The sequence below is a fragment of the Paenibacillus sp. FSL P2-0322 genome (genome assembly GCF_037975315.1).
GTDB classification, from domain to species: Bacteria; Bacillota; Bacilli; order Paenibacillales; family Paenibacillaceae; genus Paenibacillus; species Paenibacillus polymyxa_B.
On sequence record NZ_CP150243.1, the window covers coordinates 3514683 to 3531578 of the forward strand.

Below are 16896 nucleotides of genomic sequence, written 5' to 3' on the forward strand. Positions count from 1 at the left end.
AATTATAGGCGTACTTTCGCCGCTTCCGCCCCCAGGACCTGTTCCAGCGCACGAATAAACAACTCATTTTGCGGCTGTGATCCAACCGACACCCTAATATATGTCGGATATTTGTGATGACCTGCGCGAATAATCACACCTTTACGAAGCAACTCCTGGAATACTTCACCGGATGGACGACGTACATCCAGCATAATAAAATTACCATGTGCCGGGAAAGACTCCAGTCCCAGACGCTTCAGCTCATTTTGCAAATAAGCTCTGCCCTCCGCATTACGATCCCGGCATTCTTGAACAAATTCCTGATCTTCCAAGGCAGCAATGGCCGCAGCCTGTGCTACCCGTGATGTATTAAACGGTTCACGAACCTGATTTATCAAGCGAATGATTGACTCAGCTCCCATACCATAACCAATGCGCAGCGAAGCAAGCCCATAGATTTTGGAGAAGGTGCGTAGTACAACCAGGTTTTCATACGCTGGCAACAAACGAATGCCGTCGGGATACGAGCGATCCGTCACAAACTCGGCGTAGGCTTCATCCAGTACAACCATGATATGCTTTGGTACTTGGTCCAAAAACGCAATCAGCTCTGCTTCGGGTACAATCGTGCCCGTCGGGTTATTTGGATTACAGATCCAAATAATTTTCGTACGGTCATTGATGTGGGACAGCATAGCATCCAGATCATGTACACCGTCACGCAAAGGCACCTCAACTGCAACCGCTCCCTCAATTTCTACGTTACTTTTGTATACGGAAAATGTCTGATCGGCCATAATGCTTTCTTCCCCGGGAAGGAGAAAAGCACGCGTAATCAACGCAATTATTTCGTCAGATCCGCAGCCATAGATAAACTGTTCCTCTTTTAAACCCGTCCGTTTAGCTAGTGCCTGTGTCAAAGCTACGGCACTTCCGTCAGGATATACACTAATGTTAGCAAACTCCTGCTGAATGGCCTGCAACACTTTGGGAGAGCTACCATACGGATTCTCGTTCGAGGCGAGCTTGATGACTTCATCGAGTCCCAGCTCACGTTTTACGTCTTCAATCGGTTTACCGGGCTGATATACTGGCAAATGTACAATATGCGGTTTAGGTTGCATGCCCCTACCTCCTCTATCCAATCAGAACATATTTATTACTTTCTATTTTGACAGCCATTACTGCTTTAATTGTGCCACAAAATTATGAATTTGCAAAAGACCTTCTTGCCTGCGCGCAGAATCATTCAGCAATGGAATGGCTTCTTCCACCTGACGTACAATAGCACTGCCGACCACAACTCCATCGCAAATGTTTGAAAACCGGGCTACCTGCTCTTGAGTAGAGATCCCAAAGCCGACCGCTACCGGAATATCCGTATGCCGTTTGACCTGCGCGATAAAGCCCTCTATACCTTCAAAAAAGGAAGCTCTTTCCCCGGTTACACCCAGCGAGGATACACAGTATACAAATCCTCTGGCCTGACGGACAATTCGCTCGATCCGCTGTTCAGAAGTTGGAGCCACCAGAGGAATCAGATGCACACCCACCTCTGCTGCCCGTCCTCCCAGTTCCTCCGCTTCCTCAAGCGGAAGGTCCGGAATAATCAGACCACTGATACCGTGCTCCTGCAAGCCTGCAAAGAAAGCATCCATACCCATCTGTAATACAGGGTTATAATACGTGAACAGAATAAAAGGCAGGCTTGAACCTGCCGCCCTAGCCAGAGAAGCTGTCTCCATGCACGTGCGGATGGAAATTTGCCGTTTCAGTGCACGCTCAGACGCGCGCTGAATTACAGGACCGTCAGCCAGTGGGTCGGAATAGGGTACACCCAGTTCCAATATGTCAGCTCCGGCCGACTCTAACTGCCTAATGATCTCTATTGTAGTATCCACATCCGGGTCGCCTACCGTCAGAAAAGGAATTAATGCCGTTTTGCCTTCATTTTTAAGGCGACCAAACGCCTGATCAATTAAATTCATGACGGATTTCCTCCCAAATACTTGATAATGGAGTCCACATCTTTATCCCCGCGTCCAGACAAACATATGACGATAATATCATCTGCCGTCAACGTAGGTGCCAGCTTGACGACCTGTGCAACTGCATGTGCCGACTCTAATGCAGGAAGTATTCCTTCGGTACGGCAGAGAAGCTGAAGCGCATCCAGCGCTTCCTGATCGGTAATCGGAACATACTTGGCCCGCTCAATATCTTTCAGGTATGAATGCTCCGGTCCAACACCTGGATAATCCAGTCCAGCCGAGATGGAATGCGCAGGCTGCACTTGTCCGTACTCATCCTGAAGCAGATAACTCATAGATCCTTGGAAGACCCCTTGTGTTCCCTTGGTCATTGTAGCTGCATGGAATTCCGTTTCGACACCTTTTCCAGCGGCCTCCACGCCAATCAAAGCGACGCCCTGATCCTCAATAAAAGGATAAAACATGCCGATGGCATTGCTTCCGCCACCGATCGCTGCCACGATGACATCCGGAAGTCTGCCTTCCTTCTCTAGGATCTGGCGACGTGTTTCATCACCAATCACACGTTGGAAGTCCCGCACCATCATCGGATACGGATGCGGGCCGACAGCTGAACCCAAAATATAGAACGTATCATGGACATGGCTGACCCAGTAACGCAAAGCTTCATTCCCGGCATCCTTAAGTGTACGTGTACCCGATGTCACCGGAATGACCTCTGCACCCAAAAGCTGCATCCGAAAGACGTTCAGCTGCTGGCGCACAGTATCCTCTTCGCCCATAAACACCTTGCATTCCAATCCGAGCAACGCAGCCACAGTCGCTGTCGCGACACCATGCTGTCCTGCGCCTGTCTCAGCAATGACCTTCTGTTTACCCATACGCTTCGCCAACAAACCCTGAGCTAATGCATTATTGATTTTGTGGGCACCGGTATGATTTAAATCTTCGCGCTTCAAGTAAATTTTAGCCCCGCCCAAATGCTGACTCAGACGCTCCGCATGATAAAGCGGCGTTTCCCGACCAGAATAGTCCTTTAGGAGCCCGTTCAACTCTGCTTTAAACTCGGGATCATCCGCGTACTTACGGTAGGATTCCTCCAATTCAATCAGTGCGTTCATCAACGTTTCCGGTACAAAACGTCCTCCAAATGTTCCAAAACGTCCGTTGTTATCAGGTAATTGTGTCATGCCTGCTTCACCCTTTCTACGAATGCTGTGATTTTTGCAATGTCCTTGACTCCGTTCGTCTCTACACCGCTGGATACATCCAGCCCATCGGGATGATACTCATGAACTAGCTTTTCCGCATTATCGGCAGTCAGCCCGCCGGCTACAAACAAAGGAATTCCATGTTGATGAGTCCAAGCCTGATAGGCAGGAATTCGATCCCACGCAAACGTTTTTCCGGAGCCGCCACCATACAGGGGATCGTATGTATCCAGCAGTAAAGCGTCAATTGTCCCGACATAGGCATCCAATTCGTCCGCCGAGCGTTCTAGCTGCCCTTGACTGTCCACAGACCATGCCTTGAATACCTGTATACCAAAACGCTCCCTGATCTCCCGACAGCGCTGCGGACTTTCCTGCCCATGCAGCTGTATGACATCCAAGGGTGCTTTCTCCATCACATCATTTAACAGTGCATCACCAGGGTTCACAAATACACCCACGCTGCGCGGTCTGCTGCCTGAGGTCCATTCATCCAATACGCGAAGCAGCTCTCCAGCCTGTACGCCGTCAATCCGGCGCTTGCTGTCGGCAAACACAAAACCTATATAATCGACCGGTAAGTTTACCATAGATTTTAGCACTTCAACGCTTTGAAGTCCACAAATTTTTATGCCCGTTTTGTTCATGCTTTAACCCCGTCCATCAATTCGGCTACAGCCTGTCCTACATCTTCCTTGCGCATCAGATGCTCCCCGACCAGGATACCGTGTGCACCTACCGAATACAGATACTTAACATCTTCCGGTCCCGCAATTCCGCTCTCACTGATGAACGTAATCCCTTTAGGAATTAGTGAGATCAGCTCCTCTGTCGTCTGGAGACGAGTCTCGAATGTCCGCAGATTTCGGTTATTTACACCAATCAAGGTTGCTGTCCCCAGCTCCAGCACCGCTTTAAGCTCCTCGCTGTCATGCACCTCTACCAATGCGTCCAGCCCGAGGTCCTTGGCGATCTGTAAAAAGGACCCTAATACACGCGGTTCCAGGATAGCGGCAATCAACAGCACCGCATCCGCTCCCAGCAGACGAGCTTCATATATTTGCCGTTCATCAATGATAAAATCCTTTCGCAGCAGCGGAATCTTCACCTGATCGCGAATTTGCTGTAAATATTTAGGGCTCCCCTGAAAATACGTCACATCTGTCAGTACAGAAATGCAATCCGCTCCTGCTCCCTCATATGCACGTGCAATGTCCACAGGATGGAAATCCGGTCGAATCAACCCTTTGGATGGGGAAGCCTTCTTCACCTCAGCAATCAGTCCGAGCGGACGGTTGCGTCCGCTCGCGATCGCATTTTCGAATCCTCTCGTCGCAGGTAAATCAGCAATTAATCGTTCAGCTTCACTTATTTGAAAATGCTTCTTAAGCTGCTCCACTTCTTGTCGCTTCGTCACCACAATTTTATCAAGATACATATTGATATTCCCCCGTTGCCTGTATTAATTGATCCAGCTTGGAGAGTGCCAGTCCCGAGTCAATGGCTTCTGCCGCTCGTGCTACTCCGTCCGTCAAGGTGTCTGCTGCCCCTGATACATAAATGCACGCTCCTGCATTCGCTAGCACAACATCCCGATAAGCTCCATGCTCTCCGTTCAAAATTCGTCGTATGATATCTGCGTTAACCTGTGCGTCGCCACCCAGCACCTGATCGAGAGAATGCGTCTGCAAGCCCAGATCCGACGGATGAAGCTCGAACGTGCGAACCTTGCCGTCCTTCAGCTCGGATACTCGTGTCGCAGCTGAAATACTAATTTCATCTAGCCCATCCAGACTACTGACAACCATGGCCCGTTTGGAGCCGAGCTGGTTCAATACCTCGGCAATGACTTCCGTTTTGTTGGCGTCATAAATGCCCAACAGCTGCCGATCCGCACCAGCCGGATTCGTCAATGGACCAAGCATATTAAATACCGTCCGTACACCCAGCTCGCGACGCGGCGCGGCGGCATGCTTCATAGACGGATGATACAGCTGCGCGAATAAAAAGCAGATGCCGATTCGGTCCAGACATGACCTAGCCTGATCACTCGTCAAATGAATGTTGACTCCCAATGCCTCCAGGACATCAGCGCTCCCAGCACGGCCACTTGCAGAACGATTGCCATGCTTTGCTACCCGCACTGACACCGAAGCTGCGATGATCGCGGATATCGTGGAAATATTAAACTTGTGAATACCCGAACCTCCAGTGCCACATGTGTCCAGCAAACGACCACTACCTTCTTCAGCTTGCACTGGACTAGCGTAGCTACGCATAGCCTCGGCAAAACCAGTGATTTCATCTACCGTTTCCCCTTTGAGGCGAAGAGCCGTCAGCAGCCCGCCAATTTGCGCCTGTGTAGCACTTCCACTCATAATCTGTTCCATTACGCTACGGGCCTCCGTACGCGAAAGATGCTGTCCCTCAATGATCCGGCTTAACCCCACTTGCATCATGTCATGTCGTTCCATTGTCGTCTCCTCCTCAAAATCAGATTTTTGTGTGTTACGGAGTATACAAATAATCCTGGTTGATGACGCTGTTATAGGGCTGTGTCGTTGCCGGGAACATCACTTCTGCCGTGCGGATTGCCTTCAGCAATGCCTTTGCTTTGTTTACCGTCTCCTGATACTCGCTTTCCGGAACCGAGTCCCACACAATTCCAGCGCCTGCCTGGACATAGGCCCGGTTCTTTTTAAACACAATCGTGCGAATCGTAATGCAAGCGTCCATATTGCCCGAGAAGCCCAAATATCCAATCGCCCCTGCATAGGGTCCGCGTGCTTCCCGCTCCAACTCAGCAATAATCTCCATGGCCCGTAGCTTCGGAGCCCCCGATACAGTGCCAGCTGGCAGACAAGACAGGAAGGCATCGAAGAAATCTTTGTCCTCACGTAGCTCACCTGACACATTGGAAACAATGTGCATGACATGGGAATAGCGTTCAATTTCCATAAACGTATCGCATTTGACTGTGCCAAACTGTGATACACGGCCCAAATCATTTCTTCCCAAATCGACCAGCATCAGATGTTCTGCACGCTCTTTTTCATCGTTTAACAGTTCTTCAGCAAGTGCCGCATCTTCTGTCTCCGTTACCCCACGCGGTCTCGTTCCTGCAATAGGACGGGTTTCTACCCGGCCGTTTTCCACCTTGACGAGTGCCTCAGGCGAGGTACCTACGATGATCTCGTCATCCATTTTCAAATAATACATATATGGCGACGGGTTCATCGTGCGCAGCACGCGGTATACCTGTAAAGGAGAGGCCTCTGTATCAATGTGAAAACGCTGGGATAGTACAACCTGAAAAATATCACCGGAGCGGATATACTCCTTCGCCTGCTCTACGTTTGATATAAATTGTTCCTTCGTCATATTGGATTGGATCTCACCTAGTTCCACATCATCAGGAATGGAAGCCGATCCTAATCGCTCAGGCGGGGTCTGCTTGCGCAGATACTGCGCCGTTTCCTCCAACCTGCGTTCCACATCAGCATAAGCAGCACGAATGTCCTCATCGCGAAACCCTTCGCCTATATGAACATTGCCGACCAGCAAAATTTGCTGTTTCACATGATCAAAGACAATTACTTGATCGCAGAACATAAAACGAATATCATCCATATTCAAATCATCTACCGAATGCTCTGGCAGCTTTTCATAGTATTGAAGCAAGTCATATCCAAAAAATCCGATAGCCCCGCCTGTAAATGGAGGCATTTCTTTCAGTTTCGGACTACGGTATTTACGAAGCAATGCTTTGAGCGCTTCAATCGGCTTGTCGTTTAATATTTGCCGTTTACCGTGTTGCTCCAATATCAAACGTCCTTTTTTACCCGAGACCATTAGAAACGGGTCTGTACCGATGAATGAATGTCGCGCCCACTGTTCGCCTCCCTCTACACTCTCTAGCAGAAAGGCACGGTCCCGCTCGGCATACCGACGGAAAATCCGAATCGGCGTCTCCATATCAGCCAGCACTTTTTTGTACACAGGAATCAGGTTAAATTCACTCGCCATCGTTATCACTTGCTCCACATGCGGCGTTAACATGAGATCACTTCCTTTCCAAATTGGCGCAGAACCAAAGGAGAGAATATAAAAAAGCCTCTACCGATAAGGTAGAGGCTGTCAGTTATCGAAATTATAAGAATGCTCCATATGTAAAATGACTACAGCAAATAGATAAGTATACACTCATCCCTTTTGTATAACCGCACAGGTTGCCTCAAATAAGCTTCTCTGTAGAAGAATATCTCTTCATAGACAAAAGCTTACCCGCTACCGCCGATCTCTGTAATCTCATATGGAATTGGCTAAGGCTGCACTCTTCTCATCTCAACTCTGTCTCTGGCTAACTCTACTCTACTTAACTCTGCTACACACACTATATCTCATGGGATGTTACTTTGGCAACCATCAACTTTAAAAACGGGCACTTATTTCCCTTGGGAAGCCAGATCCGGTCTTAACGCCTGTGCTCCGTTCAAATATACATGTTTAATTTCCCGCTGGGATTTATCGGTGTTCACCTGTACCATCAAACGGATGCACTTGGGTAAACTGCCTGCCACAGGAATTTCTAATGCACACATGAGCGGAACCATATCCCAGCCATCAAGCTGACGAATGGCCTTGGCTGGAAAGGCAGTATCCAGGTCATGGGTCACCGTAATCCATACGTTACTAATATCCTCCGGCTGAATTTCATTGTAGGATACAATTTCCTCCAGTAGTTGGCATGTTGCTTCCAAAATTTCGTTTTCTTCATTATTCACTACGGTCGTCGCGCCACGAATTCCCCGATTGTACATCGTTACGCCCCCTCTTTTAACTGTTCAATAACTCGTCGGATGTAAGAGACGGAAATATCCTTCACAACCTCCACGTGCCCGATGCTACGTGGGACGACAAAAGTAATGCTGCCTTCTTTGAACTTTTTGTCATGCATCATCGCGTCCAGCAGCCGATCTGTATCGAGATGTGACGGAAGGGAGGTCGGTAGCCGTAGCGAAGACAACATATCCTTCGTTTCATCTACCAAAGAAGGATCTGCCCCCAGCTTCACGCCCAAAAGTGCGGAGCCGACCATACCAATAGAAATGGCTTCCCCGTGTAAAAACTCACCATATCCCGCAATGGCTTCAATCGCATGACCAATCGTATGACCTAGGTTTAGAATAGCGCGTAAATCATTTTCTCGTTCATCGCGCGACACCACTTCGGCTTTTACGGAACATCCCTTTTCCAGACCGTACTCCAGAGCTGTCGCATCCAGCGCAAGTAAATCAGTCGCATGGTCACGGCACCACTGGGCGAAATCAGCATCCCAGATCAAACCATGCTTGATCATTTCAGCAAGCCCCGCAGATACCTCACGAGGAGGCAAGGTAGACAACGTATCTACGTCATATAACACAAGTTCCGGTTGATGGAAGGCTCCTATCATATTCTTCGCCAAAGGATGGTTGATGCCGACCTTACCACCCACGCTACTATCATGGGCAAGGATCGTAGTGGGGATCTGTACAAACTTGACACCTCTCATATAAGAAGCTGCCACAAATCCAGCCAAATCACCCACCACACCACCACCAAGTGCAATAACGGCTGAATTGCGATCCAAACCGCCCTCAATGGCTGCTGTTATGACCTGCTCAAATACAGCAAGCGACTTGGAGGTTTCACCTGGCTTAACGACAAAGGACACTGTCTTGTAGCCAGATGCCTGAAGATTGCTCTCCAATGTTGCCAAGTAGAATCCCGCTACATTTTCGTCAGAAACAATCAACAACGGGCTTTTTTGCGCAATTCCTCGTTCCTTCAACAACTCTCCGGCTCGATGTAACAGCCCTCGTCCGATATGAATAGGATAAGAACGTTCGCCAAGTTGTACCGTCAGCGTACTCATCTTAGTACCGCCCCAGTTGTTCTTCGTAGGATGCAATATTCGCGCGAATCTCTTCAATCGAATCCCCACCGAATTTTTCTAGCAAAGCTTTCGCAATCTCCCAAGCTACGACATGCTCCATGACTACGCTTGCCGCTGGCACTGCACATGCATCCGAACGCTCAACCTGTGCGGTGAACGCTTCCTTTGTATCAATGTCGACGCTTTGCAACGGCTTGTAGAGTGTGGGAATCGGCTTCATTACGCCACGAACCACAACTGGCATTCCATTCGTCATACCACCCTCAAAACCACCCAAACGATTGGTACGACGGTGATATCCACGTTCCTCATCATATAGAATCTCGTCATGCACCTGTGAACCGCGCAATTCCCCTGCTTCAAAGCCGATGCCAATCTCCACGCCTTTAAATGCATTAATCGACATGACGCCTTGTGCGATACGTGCATCCAGTTTCCGATCATACTGTACATGACTGCCCAGACCAATCGGAACACCTTCTACAATACACTCCACTACCCCACCGACTGAATCACCTTCTTGCTTGATCAGATCAATGTATGCTTCCATTTTCTTTTCGGTTTCTGGATCGGTTACTCTCACCGAGGAGGCTTCTGTCACGGCAATCAGCTCATCAATCGGCAAATCACGGTAAGGAGCTTCGATTTCCCCAATACGGATGACCTGACCTGCCACCTTGATTCCGAACTCAGCCAGCAATTGACGGGCCAAACCGCCGCATGCCACACGAATTGCTGTTTCACGTGCACTGGAGCGCTCCAGCACGTTACGAAGGTCCTTCAGGTTGTATTTCATTCCGCCATTCAAATCCGCATGACCCGGACGTGGCCGGTGAACCCGACGCTTGTCTTCATCACTGCCTTCAATAGGCTCAATATTCATAATGTTCTGCCAGTGCTTCCAATCGTTATTTTCCACAACCAGCGCAATCGGTGCACCTGTGGTATAGCCGTGACGTACGCCTCCGGCAATCTTCGCCGTATCTTTTTCAATCTGCATACGCCGACCCCGTCCATACCCTTTCTGACGACGGTGCAGCTGAAAATTCAATTCCTCAAAATCCAATTTTAAATTGCTCGGCATACCCTCTACAATGGCAGTTAGCTGGGGACCATGCGTTTCCCCCGCGGTTAAATAACGTAAACTCATGACGCGTTCCCCCTTTAAACTGTTAAACTGTGCATCGCTAAAATCTTTAACTGTGCTTCATTATAGTATACGCACCTTTCTTTGACAAGAAAAGCCACGTGTATGCAGATAAACAAAAACACGCCTCTTAGCCAAAGGGGCTAAAGGACGTGCTTTGCTGATAAGCCAACCATCAATTACTCAAGGATATAAATAAGTTCCTACAAACTTTGGATGATATATGCAGGCTTATGCTTTTTTGCGATAAAAAAAGGTTTCCGTCGATTCCAGACCATATTGGTTAGGAGAAAAGATTTGCTCTGTACTACCGACAAATAACACACCGCCGGGACGAAGACTGGCTGCAAACTTTTGATACAACGTATGTTTTGCCTCTTCTGTAAAATAAATCATTACATTTCGACAGATAATGAGATCATAACCATCCTCAAACCGATCCAGCAGCAAGTTTTGCTTTTGAAATTTCACGGCTTGTTTCAAACGGTCATCAATTCGATACATCGCACCATCCGGCTTAAAATATTTGCTAGCCACCTGCTCAGGTACATCCTTGAGCGAACGCTCCAAATATTTGCCTTCCTTGGCTTTTGCCAATGCACCGTCATCAATGTCGGAAGCTGTAATGGAACAATTTCCTAAAATCCCTTTACCGTCGAGAACCATAGCCAGGCTATAAGGCTCTTCACCAGTCGAGCAGGCCGCACTCCACAGCTTAAGCTTCTGCTTCCCCACAAGCAGCTGTGGCAAGATTGTATCCCGCAGCACTTCCCACCGATTGGGATTTCGCCAAAATTCCGAAACATTGATCGTCATTCGATCCAGAAATTCATAGAATAGAGGTTTTTCCTTCATCATGGCATCATAAAAAGAAACAAAACTGGGAAACCCGTTTTTGTTGCGAAGCGTAGTTAACCGCCTTTTCATCTGTGCTTCTTTGTATTGTGCAAGATCAATACCTGTGCTGTCCTTGATTTTGCGGATAAACGCTGTGTAATCGGGGTCCGTCTGACCCAGTTCCATATCCGTCATGCTACCATCCTTCTTCATACGTAATTTAACTTACATCCAGGTCGCCACACTTTTTTCATACCGAACGGATTCTTCCGGCATGAAAAAATTTGCAATCTCGCGCTCTGCGCTCTCCGGTGAATCTGAACCATGAATGAGGTTAAACGGTGTATGTGCTGCAAAGTCTCCACGAATTGTGCCCGGAAGAGCTTCAGTTACTTGTGTTTTACCAATCAACAAGCGGGAAAGCGTAACGATGTTATCCCCTTCCCATACCATAGCAAACACAGGACTTGATGTGATAAAACCTACAAGCTCTTCAAAAAAAGGCTTGCCCACATGCTCCGCATAATGCCGTTCTGCCTGTTCTCTAGATACTTGCACAAGCTTGCCAGCCGTCATTTTGAAGCCTTTGTCTTCCAGTCGACTGATGATACGTCCAATCAATCCACGTTGTACACCATCCGGTTTAACCATCAAAAAAGTACGATCCATCGGCTCACTCCCAATCCAATCTAATGTATTTATACAGTACTAAACTGTATTGTAACAGAAAGCTTGGAACCGGTTAAAGCATTTTGTCACAGCAAACCCAAAACACAACTTTAGTAGGAGCGGCGTGTTACAAAATGAGCAATATCGCGTAGCGTCTTTTTTGTTTTGACATCTGGTAGTAAGTCCAGCGCGTTTAGCGCTTTATTAATATATCGGTCGGCGAGAATTTCAGCTTTAGCGATTCCTTCACTTTTTTTGATCATATCCACCGCTTTGCGTGCGTCTCCTTGCCCATCTCCATCCTGAATGCGGCGGATTTCAGCCAGTAGATCGGCACGCAACTCAGGCTGTTCAAGCGCATAAATCACCGGAAGCGTAATATTCCCCTGTCTCATATCGCTGCCCGGCGGCTTGCCAATCTTTTTTTCCGTGCCACACAGATCAAGCAGATCATCCTGAATTTGAAAAGCCATACCTACGTTATAGCCGTAGCTGTACAGCAGGGAATTGACACTTTCTCGTGCCCCTGCAGCCATAGCTCCCAGCTGGCAACTAACCGCAATCAACAATGCCGTTTTTCGCCGTATGCGAAGCAAATAATTCCGCACACTCTGATCCACATTAAAAAAATCACGAATTTGTTCCATTTCACCAATGGACATCTGCACCAGCGCTTTAGACAGTACCCGGTGAATGTCGGGATTCGGCAGTCCAGCAGCAATAGACAGCGCACGTGCATATATGTAGTCTCCGGTGTACATAGCCACCCGATTGTCCCATTTGGACTTCACGGTGGGTTGACCGCGTCTCATTTCCGCATCGTCAATCACATCGTCGTGAACGAGAGAGGCAGAATGAATCAGTTCCAGAGGTACCGCTATACGCTTGAGCTTGTCCAGATCATATTCTCCAAACTTGCCTCCCAGCAATACAAATACGGGACGCAAACGCTTGCCCCCTGCTTTAAGCAGATGAAGCGACGTATCATTAATCAACGGCTCCGTACTGTCGATACTGCGATACAACTCTTCTTCTATAAAGTTCATATCCTTCTTTAATAAACCGAACAAATCCAATCGTTTCATTCTTTCACCCGTGTCAGCGTATTGTCACTCCAGAGAAGCGGCTTCACTCGTCGGTCAAGCAGCCCCAGTTCATGCGCATACTGAAAATAAAGCTCTAAACCTTGTTGTTGCTTCTCTCCAAAATCATAACACAGATTAGTAAAGTAGCGCTCCCAATAATCTCGCAGACCTCCAATTTCCTCGCATGCTTCAGAAATAACAGGCGTCAGGTCCGACAGACTATGCTGCTTGCTTGCGCGGAACGCACTTGCAATTTCAGCCACCGCCGCAGGATTTTGAGCAGCAACAGCACGTCGTACTGCCCATACAGCAAAAGTCATACTATAGCCCGTCCAGCGCTTCCACTCTTCTCCGAGGTCCGTAACATACAGACCTTCGCTTCGCCAAGATGCCTTAATCGCGTGATCTCCAATCAGTAGCCCTGCATCTGCCTGTTCCAGCATCAAGTCAAGATCCGGTTCACAGTCAAAATAGGAAGGCTGACCTTCCCATGCCTTTTGCATCAAAATTTTCAACAAATTCACGGATGTAGCAGACGTATTCGTTAGTGCAATGGTTCCGTTTTTGATTTCGTCCAGCGGCTTGCGTGAAAATAGTAAAATGGATTGCACAGGACCATCTGCACTGACGGATAAATCCGGCAACAATAGCATTTCCTCAGCACCCGATGCATACGCAAATGAGGACATCGCACTGATATCCAAACTCCCATTCAGCATACCTCGATTCAATTCAGCCGGAACTTTAGAAACCATCTCCGCCGAATGGAGAAGCTCAGAAGGATTAAAATAATGAAAAATAGGCCAAGCGTTTGTATATTTAATTTTTCCGATTGTGATTGTCTTGGTGTCCGGCGTCGGCATCGGAATCCCCCCATCTCGTAAACAGTTGATGTTCTATACGCAAGCTGTCCAATACTTTGCCTACGAGGAACAGCACAATATCATCCAGCGTCTTCGGATGAAAGTAAAAAGCCGGCATAGCCGGAATCATTTTGACGCCGAGTCTCGCAAGCTTAAGCATGTTTTCCAAATGAATGGCATGTAGAGGTGTTTCACGAGGCACAAGGATCAGCGGACGACCTTCCTTCATCATCACGTCCGCTGCTCTCGCCATAAGGTTATCGGACGAACCGTGTGCTACTGCTGACAACGTCCCCATCGAGCATGGCATAATAATCATCGCATCCACCAAATAAGAGCCGCTCGCAATCGAAGCTCCAATATCTGTGAACGGATGGTATACAAGAGAACCGGGAAGGCCTCCGAATTGTTCATTCAAAGCCCCTTCCCGGTCAGTCACATTCCAGCCCAACTCCTCTTTCAATACCCGCCAGCCAGCATTGGAAACGATCAGGTGAACTGTGTATTGCAAGTCCAGCAAAGTCTCTACCAGTCGCACACCATAAATGCTTCCGCTCGCGCCTGTAATGCCAATAACGATTCGTTTGCCTTGATGTCCGCTCACCTGATTATTCATTAGTATTGACGCACCACCAAATCAATCAGTGTAAAGGCAAACACGACAGTGCTAAGTACACCGTTCATAGTAAAGAATGCCGTCTGCAAACGACTCAAATCTTTTGGAGATACGATATAGTGTTCATAAAATAAAATAATGTACGAAATAATCATGCCCGCCAGATACCACCAGCTTAAATCTGCAATAAAGAACAGTACAATAAATCCGATTGCCGTAATGACGTGGAATGCCCGAGCGATGTTCAACGCACCTGCTACACCAAAACGGGCAGGAATAGAATAAACTCCTTCGTTTTGGTCAAAATCTATATCCTGACAAGCATAAATTACATCAAATCCCGCCGTCCAAAATGCAATCGTGAGATATAGTACGATAGCAGTCAAATCTATTTGTCCCGTTACTGCAACCCACGCGCCGAGTGGCGCCAAACCAATGGTCAGACCAAGCACAATATGGCAAAGCCAAGTGAAACGCTTGGTGTAAGAATAAAAAACGAGCATAAAAAAGGCCAGCGGGAACAGCTTGAACGCCAGCGGACTTAACTTGAATGATGCCCAGAATAACAACACCAAACTGACGATAATGAAAATCACCACTTCGCTCGATTTGAGCAACCCCGCCGGGATAGCGCGTCCTGCTGTGCGCGGATTTTTCCCGTCAATCACCCGGTCAATCATACGATTGAAGCCAAAAGCCGCGCTACGTGCGCCAACCATAGCTAGCAGAATCCAGCCGATCTGCGGCCAGGAGGGAAGGTTGCCTGTCACGATAACAGACCCCAATACAGCCCCCATGAATGCAAATGGGAGCGCAAATAACGTATGTTCAATTTTAATCATTTCCAAAAAAATAGCAATTTTCTTAAACATGCTGACTCTCCTTGATTCCAATGTGCAATGCCGCAATGCCTCCGGTGAGAGAATGAGCCTGAACATCCTTCAATCCGACTTCACGGAAGATGCCAGCCAACTCATCCCTTCCTGGAAAAAGCGCCAACGAATCAGGGAGCCATTTATACTGCTCATAACGTTTGGCGAACAATTTGCCGAGCATGGGCAAGATGTGTTGAAAATATGTGTAGTAAATTCCCTTGAACGGCTGCCAAGTAGGTTTGGACAATTCCAGACATACGACCTGCCCGCCAGGTTTGACGACTCGTTGCATCTCCTGTAACACGTGGCGCAGATCAGGCACGTTGCGCAGACCGAAACCAATCGTCGCATAATCAAATGAATTATCTTCAAAAGGTAGTTCCATCGCGTTGCCTTGAACAAGCTTAATTTGCTTTTCACGGGATTCTGATGTAATCTTACGCTCGCCAACATTGAGCATGTTCTGACTAAAATCGAGTCCTACGATGTGACCACTTTCACTTGCTCGTGCCATCGCAAGCGTCCAGTCACATGTACCACAGCAAAGATCAATTGCCGTATCGCCGCGATGCATGTTCATTTTTTTCATCGTAAATTTCCGCCAAGCCTTATGTCTGCGAAAGCTCAGTATATCGTTCATCAAATCGTATTTACCTGCTATGCTTTCAAACACGCCATGAACGAATTGCTCTTTCGGCTTGGTGTCGCTTGATCCCATCACGTTCACCTAACCTTCCCTCACAACTGGGTGCGGACTATTTAGCAGCTTCAGGTAAGGCTCAAGCATGCGTTCAAATTCCTCGATCCCCGTATTTTGATCATCTGACAGGATCTGCCGGATGTGTGTAACAGCCGTGCGAAGCTTGTCCAGTATCGCATCCTCGGCTTTGTATTTCAGAACAAGCTTACGCCATGCTTCAGTGTCAGTACCACTCTCTGAAAGCAATGCCTGCTCGTTCCGGTCCCCGTTACCATAAATATGCCAGAACATATATCCGAAACGGGACTTGTCCGGTTCTGTCCGCTTGCCCCATTCCTCCACCAAGGTGTCACAGAGGGCAAATTTGTTGAGAAGCTGCTTCCAAATTTCCTGATCCTGTTCTGCTACAAGTGAAGTGAATGATAAAAAAAGCTCCTTTTTGAAACGAACCATCTGAGTTAAATACTGAGTTGCATCCAATCGGAATTGCTTCATCCCCCAGTACAGACTCATTTTCCCTGCGTTCACTTCACATACAGCATCACTCAGCTTCGAAATGGCCGTGATGCGGCCTGCCAGTGCAAGTAGCTGATAGAAACGACTGCTAAAATAGTCCCCAGCTAACACTTTCAGCTGTCTGGAACGCATCTCCTTCGGGCTCCGTATACCCGATAAAGTATCAATCATATCATGCGTATCCAGCCCCATCTGCACAAGTGAGGTTACCAATGCGTACAGTTCGTCCTCACTGGCATGCAGCTCCTGCGCATTCCGGTTCAAAAACACAAACATCAAACGGGTACGGCTGTCAGGAAAAGCCGGCATTTCCGTATGTTGTTGAATCATGTCGTATTCCACATATTTCCTTGCTAATTGGGGTACGCGATACGGTTTCATCCTAAGCCTCCGAGACATGACTTTCTGCTATACTCAAATAATTGCAATGCCTTATATTATATCACAATTTAAAATGATTCGCGAC

General features: G+C 47.9%; 18 protein-coding genes. All 18 read right to left on the minus strand.

From position 1 onward, the window contains the following. Positions 1-2: 2 nt before the first annotated feature. Complete coding sequence (hisC, locus tag MKY24_RS15345; protein WP_023989160.1) at positions 3-1106, minus strand: histidinol-phosphate transaminase; 1104 nt, start codon at positions 1104-1106, stop codon at positions 3-5. Between the two features lie 57 nt (positions 1107-1163). Continuing rightward, positions 1164-1970 (minus strand): tryptophan synthase subunit alpha, encoded by an 807-nt coding sequence (trpA, locus tag MKY24_RS15350; protein WP_023989161.1) that lies wholly within the window; start codon positions 1968-1970, stop codon positions 1164-1166. After that, positions 1967-3163 carry a tryptophan synthase subunit beta gene (gene trpB, locus MKY24_RS15355; RefSeq protein WP_013310713.1) on the minus strand — a complete coding sequence of 399 codons (1197 nt, stop codon included), beginning with the start codon at positions 3161-3163 and terminating at the stop codon, positions 1967-1969. The genes trpA and trpB overlap by 4 nt, the downstream gene beginning before the upstream one ends. Then, a complete protein-coding gene (locus MKY24_RS15360; RefSeq protein ID WP_028540642.1) occupies positions 3160-3831 on the minus strand; it encodes a phosphoribosylanthranilate isomerase in 672 nt (223 codons plus the stop codon). The genes trpB and MKY24_RS15360 overlap by 4 nt, the downstream gene beginning before the upstream one ends. Continuing rightward, positions 3828-4622, minus strand: coding sequence for an indole-3-glycerol phosphate synthase TrpC (trpC, locus tag MKY24_RS15365; RefSeq protein WP_028540641.1), 795 nt, complete (start codon positions 4620-4622; stop codon positions 3828-3830). The genes MKY24_RS15360 and trpC overlap by 4 nt, the downstream gene beginning before the upstream one ends. Then, complete coding sequence (gene trpD / locus MKY24_RS15370) at positions 4612-5658, minus strand: anthranilate phosphoribosyltransferase (protein ID WP_075154393.1); 1047 nt, start codon at positions 5656-5658, stop codon at positions 4612-4614. The genes trpC and trpD overlap by 11 nt, the downstream gene beginning before the upstream one ends. Positions 5659-5692: 34 nt before the next feature. After that, the gene (trpE, locus tag MKY24_RS15375; RefSeq protein WP_028540639.1) at positions 5693-7243 is read right to left on the minus strand and encodes an anthranilate synthase component I; all 1551 of its coding nucleotides are present in this window, start codon (positions 7241-7243) and stop codon (positions 5693-5695) included. Between the two features lie 386 nt (positions 7244-7629). Next, positions 7630-8004: a chorismate mutase gene (aroH, locus tag MKY24_RS15380; RefSeq protein WP_013310718.1), complete on the minus strand. Its 375-nt coding sequence runs from the start codon at positions 8002-8004 to the stop codon at positions 7630-7632. 2 nt (positions 8005-8006) lie between these two features. After that, positions 8007-9101 (minus strand): 3-dehydroquinate synthase, encoded by a 1095-nt coding sequence (gene aroB, locus MKY24_RS15385; RefSeq protein WP_023989167.1) that lies wholly within the window; start codon positions 9099-9101, stop codon positions 8007-8009. Between the two features lies 1 nt (position 9102). Further along, positions 9103-10272 (minus strand): chorismate synthase, encoded by a 1170-nt coding sequence (aroC, locus tag MKY24_RS15390; protein WP_028540638.1) that lies wholly within the window; start codon positions 10270-10272, stop codon positions 9103-9105. Between the two features lie 228 nt (positions 10273-10500). Continuing rightward, positions 10501-11301 (minus strand): protein-glutamate O-methyltransferase CheR, encoded by an 801-nt coding sequence (locus MKY24_RS15395; protein ID WP_023989169.1) that lies wholly within the window; start codon positions 11299-11301, stop codon positions 10501-10503. Between the two features lie 30 nt (positions 11302-11331). Then, on the minus strand, positions 11332-11775 hold the full coding sequence (ndk, locus tag MKY24_RS15400) for a nucleoside-diphosphate kinase (RefSeq protein ID WP_209942701.1): 444 nt from the start codon (positions 11773-11775) through the stop codon (positions 11332-11334). Positions 11776-11885: 110 nt separating this feature from the next. Next, positions 11886-12860, minus strand: coding sequence for a polyprenyl synthetase family protein (locus MKY24_RS15405; protein ID WP_013310723.1), 975 nt, complete (start codon positions 12858-12860; stop codon positions 11886-11888). Continuing rightward, positions 12857-13723, minus strand: a complete 867-nt coding sequence (locus MKY24_RS15410) for a menaquinone biosynthesis protein (protein ID WP_279832730.1) — start codon at positions 13721-13723, stop codon at positions 12857-12859. The genes MKY24_RS15405 and MKY24_RS15410 overlap by 4 nt, the downstream gene beginning before the upstream one ends. After that, entirely contained in the window at positions 13680-14339 is a 660-nt protein-coding gene (locus MKY24_RS15415; protein WP_339200288.1) for a flavin prenyltransferase UbiX, read from the minus strand. Before MKY24_RS15415 ends, MKY24_RS15410 begins: the two co-directional genes overlap by 44 nt. Further along, the gene (locus tag MKY24_RS15420; protein WP_028540635.1) at positions 14339-15211 is read right to left on the minus strand and encodes a UbiA-like polyprenyltransferase; all 873 of its coding nucleotides are present in this window, start codon (positions 15209-15211) and stop codon (positions 14339-14341) included. Before MKY24_RS15420 ends, MKY24_RS15415 begins: the two co-directional genes overlap by 1 nt. Next, positions 15204-15932, minus strand: coding sequence for a demethylmenaquinone methyltransferase (locus MKY24_RS15425; protein WP_023989173.1), 729 nt, complete (start codon positions 15930-15932; stop codon positions 15204-15206). Before MKY24_RS15425 ends, MKY24_RS15420 begins: the two co-directional genes overlap by 8 nt. Before the next feature lie 9 nt (positions 15933-15941). Next, positions 15942-16811, minus strand: coding sequence for a heptaprenyl diphosphate synthase component 1 (locus MKY24_RS15430; protein ID WP_339200289.1), 870 nt, complete (start codon positions 16809-16811; stop codon positions 15942-15944). Between the last annotated feature and the right edge of the window lie 85 nt (positions 16812-16896).

What these genes read in the sequence shown, in the direction of transcription:
- MKY24_RS15395 (WP_023989169.1), bottom strand. Translation starts at nt 11,301, where the DNA reads ATGACGGATATGGAACTGGGTCAGACGGACCCCGATTACACAGCGTTT.
- trpD (WP_075154393.1), bottom strand. Translation starts at nt 5,658, where the DNA reads ATGGAACGACATGACATGATGCAAGTGGGGTTAAGCCGGATCATTGAG.
- MKY24_RS15425 (WP_023989173.1), bottom strand. Translation starts at nt 15,932, where the DNA reads ATGGGATCAAGCGACACCAAGCCGAAAGAGCAATTCGTTCATGGCGTG.
- aroB (WP_023989167.1), bottom strand. Translation starts at nt 9,101, where the DNA reads ATGAGTACGCTGACGGTACAACTTGGCGAACGTTCTTATCCTATTCAT.
- trpC (WP_028540641.1), bottom strand. Translation starts at nt 4,622, where the DNA reads ATGTATCTTGATAAAATTGTGGTGACGAAGCGACAAGAAGTGGAGCAG.
- MKY24_RS15360 (WP_028540642.1), bottom strand. Translation starts at nt 3,831, where the DNA reads ATGAACAAAACGGGCATAAAAATTTGTGGACTTCAAAGCGTTGAAGTG.
- MKY24_RS15410 (WP_279832730.1), bottom strand. Translation starts at nt 13,723, where the DNA reads ATGCCGACGCCGGACACCAAGACAATCACAATCGGAAAAATTAAATAT.
- trpA (WP_023989161.1), bottom strand. Translation starts at nt 1,970, where the DNA reads ATGAATTTAATTGATCAGGCGTTTGGTCGCCTTAAAAATGAAGGCAAA.
- MKY24_RS15405 (WP_013310723.1), bottom strand. Translation starts at nt 12,860, where the DNA reads ATGAAACGATTGGATTTGTTCGGTTTATTAAAGAAGGATATGAACTTT.
- aroH (WP_013310718.1), bottom strand. Translation starts at nt 8,004, where the DNA reads ATGTACAATCGGGGAATTCGTGGCGCGACGACCGTAGTGAATAATGAA.
- MKY24_RS15420 (WP_028540635.1), bottom strand. Translation starts at nt 15,211, where the DNA reads ATGTTTAAGAAAATTGCTATTTTTTTGGAAATGATTAAAATTGAACAT.
- hisC (WP_023989160.1), bottom strand. Translation starts at nt 1,106, where the DNA reads ATGCAACCTAAACCGCATATTGTACATTTGCCAGTATATCAGCCCGGT.
- trpB (WP_013310713.1), bottom strand. Translation starts at nt 3,163, where the DNA reads ATGACACAATTACCTGATAACAACGGACGTTTTGGAACATTTGGAGGA.
- MKY24_RS15415 (WP_339200288.1), bottom strand. Translation starts at nt 14,339, where the DNA reads ATGAATAATCAGGTGAGCGGACATCAAGGCAAACGAATCGTTATTGGC.
- trpE (WP_028540639.1), bottom strand. Translation starts at nt 7,243, where the DNA reads ATGTTAACGCCGCATGTGGAGCAAGTGATAACGATGGCGAGTGAATTT.
- ndk (WP_209942701.1), bottom strand. Translation starts at nt 11,775, where the DNA reads ATGGATCGTACTTTTTTGATGGTTAAACCGGATGGTGTACAACGTGGA.
- aroC (WP_028540638.1), bottom strand. Translation starts at nt 10,272, where the DNA reads ATGAGTTTACGTTATTTAACCGCGGGGGAAACGCATGGTCCCCAGCTA.
- MKY24_RS15430 (WP_339200289.1), bottom strand. Translation starts at nt 16,811, where the DNA reads ATGAAACCGTATCGCGTACCCCAATTAGCAAGGAAATATGTGGAATAC.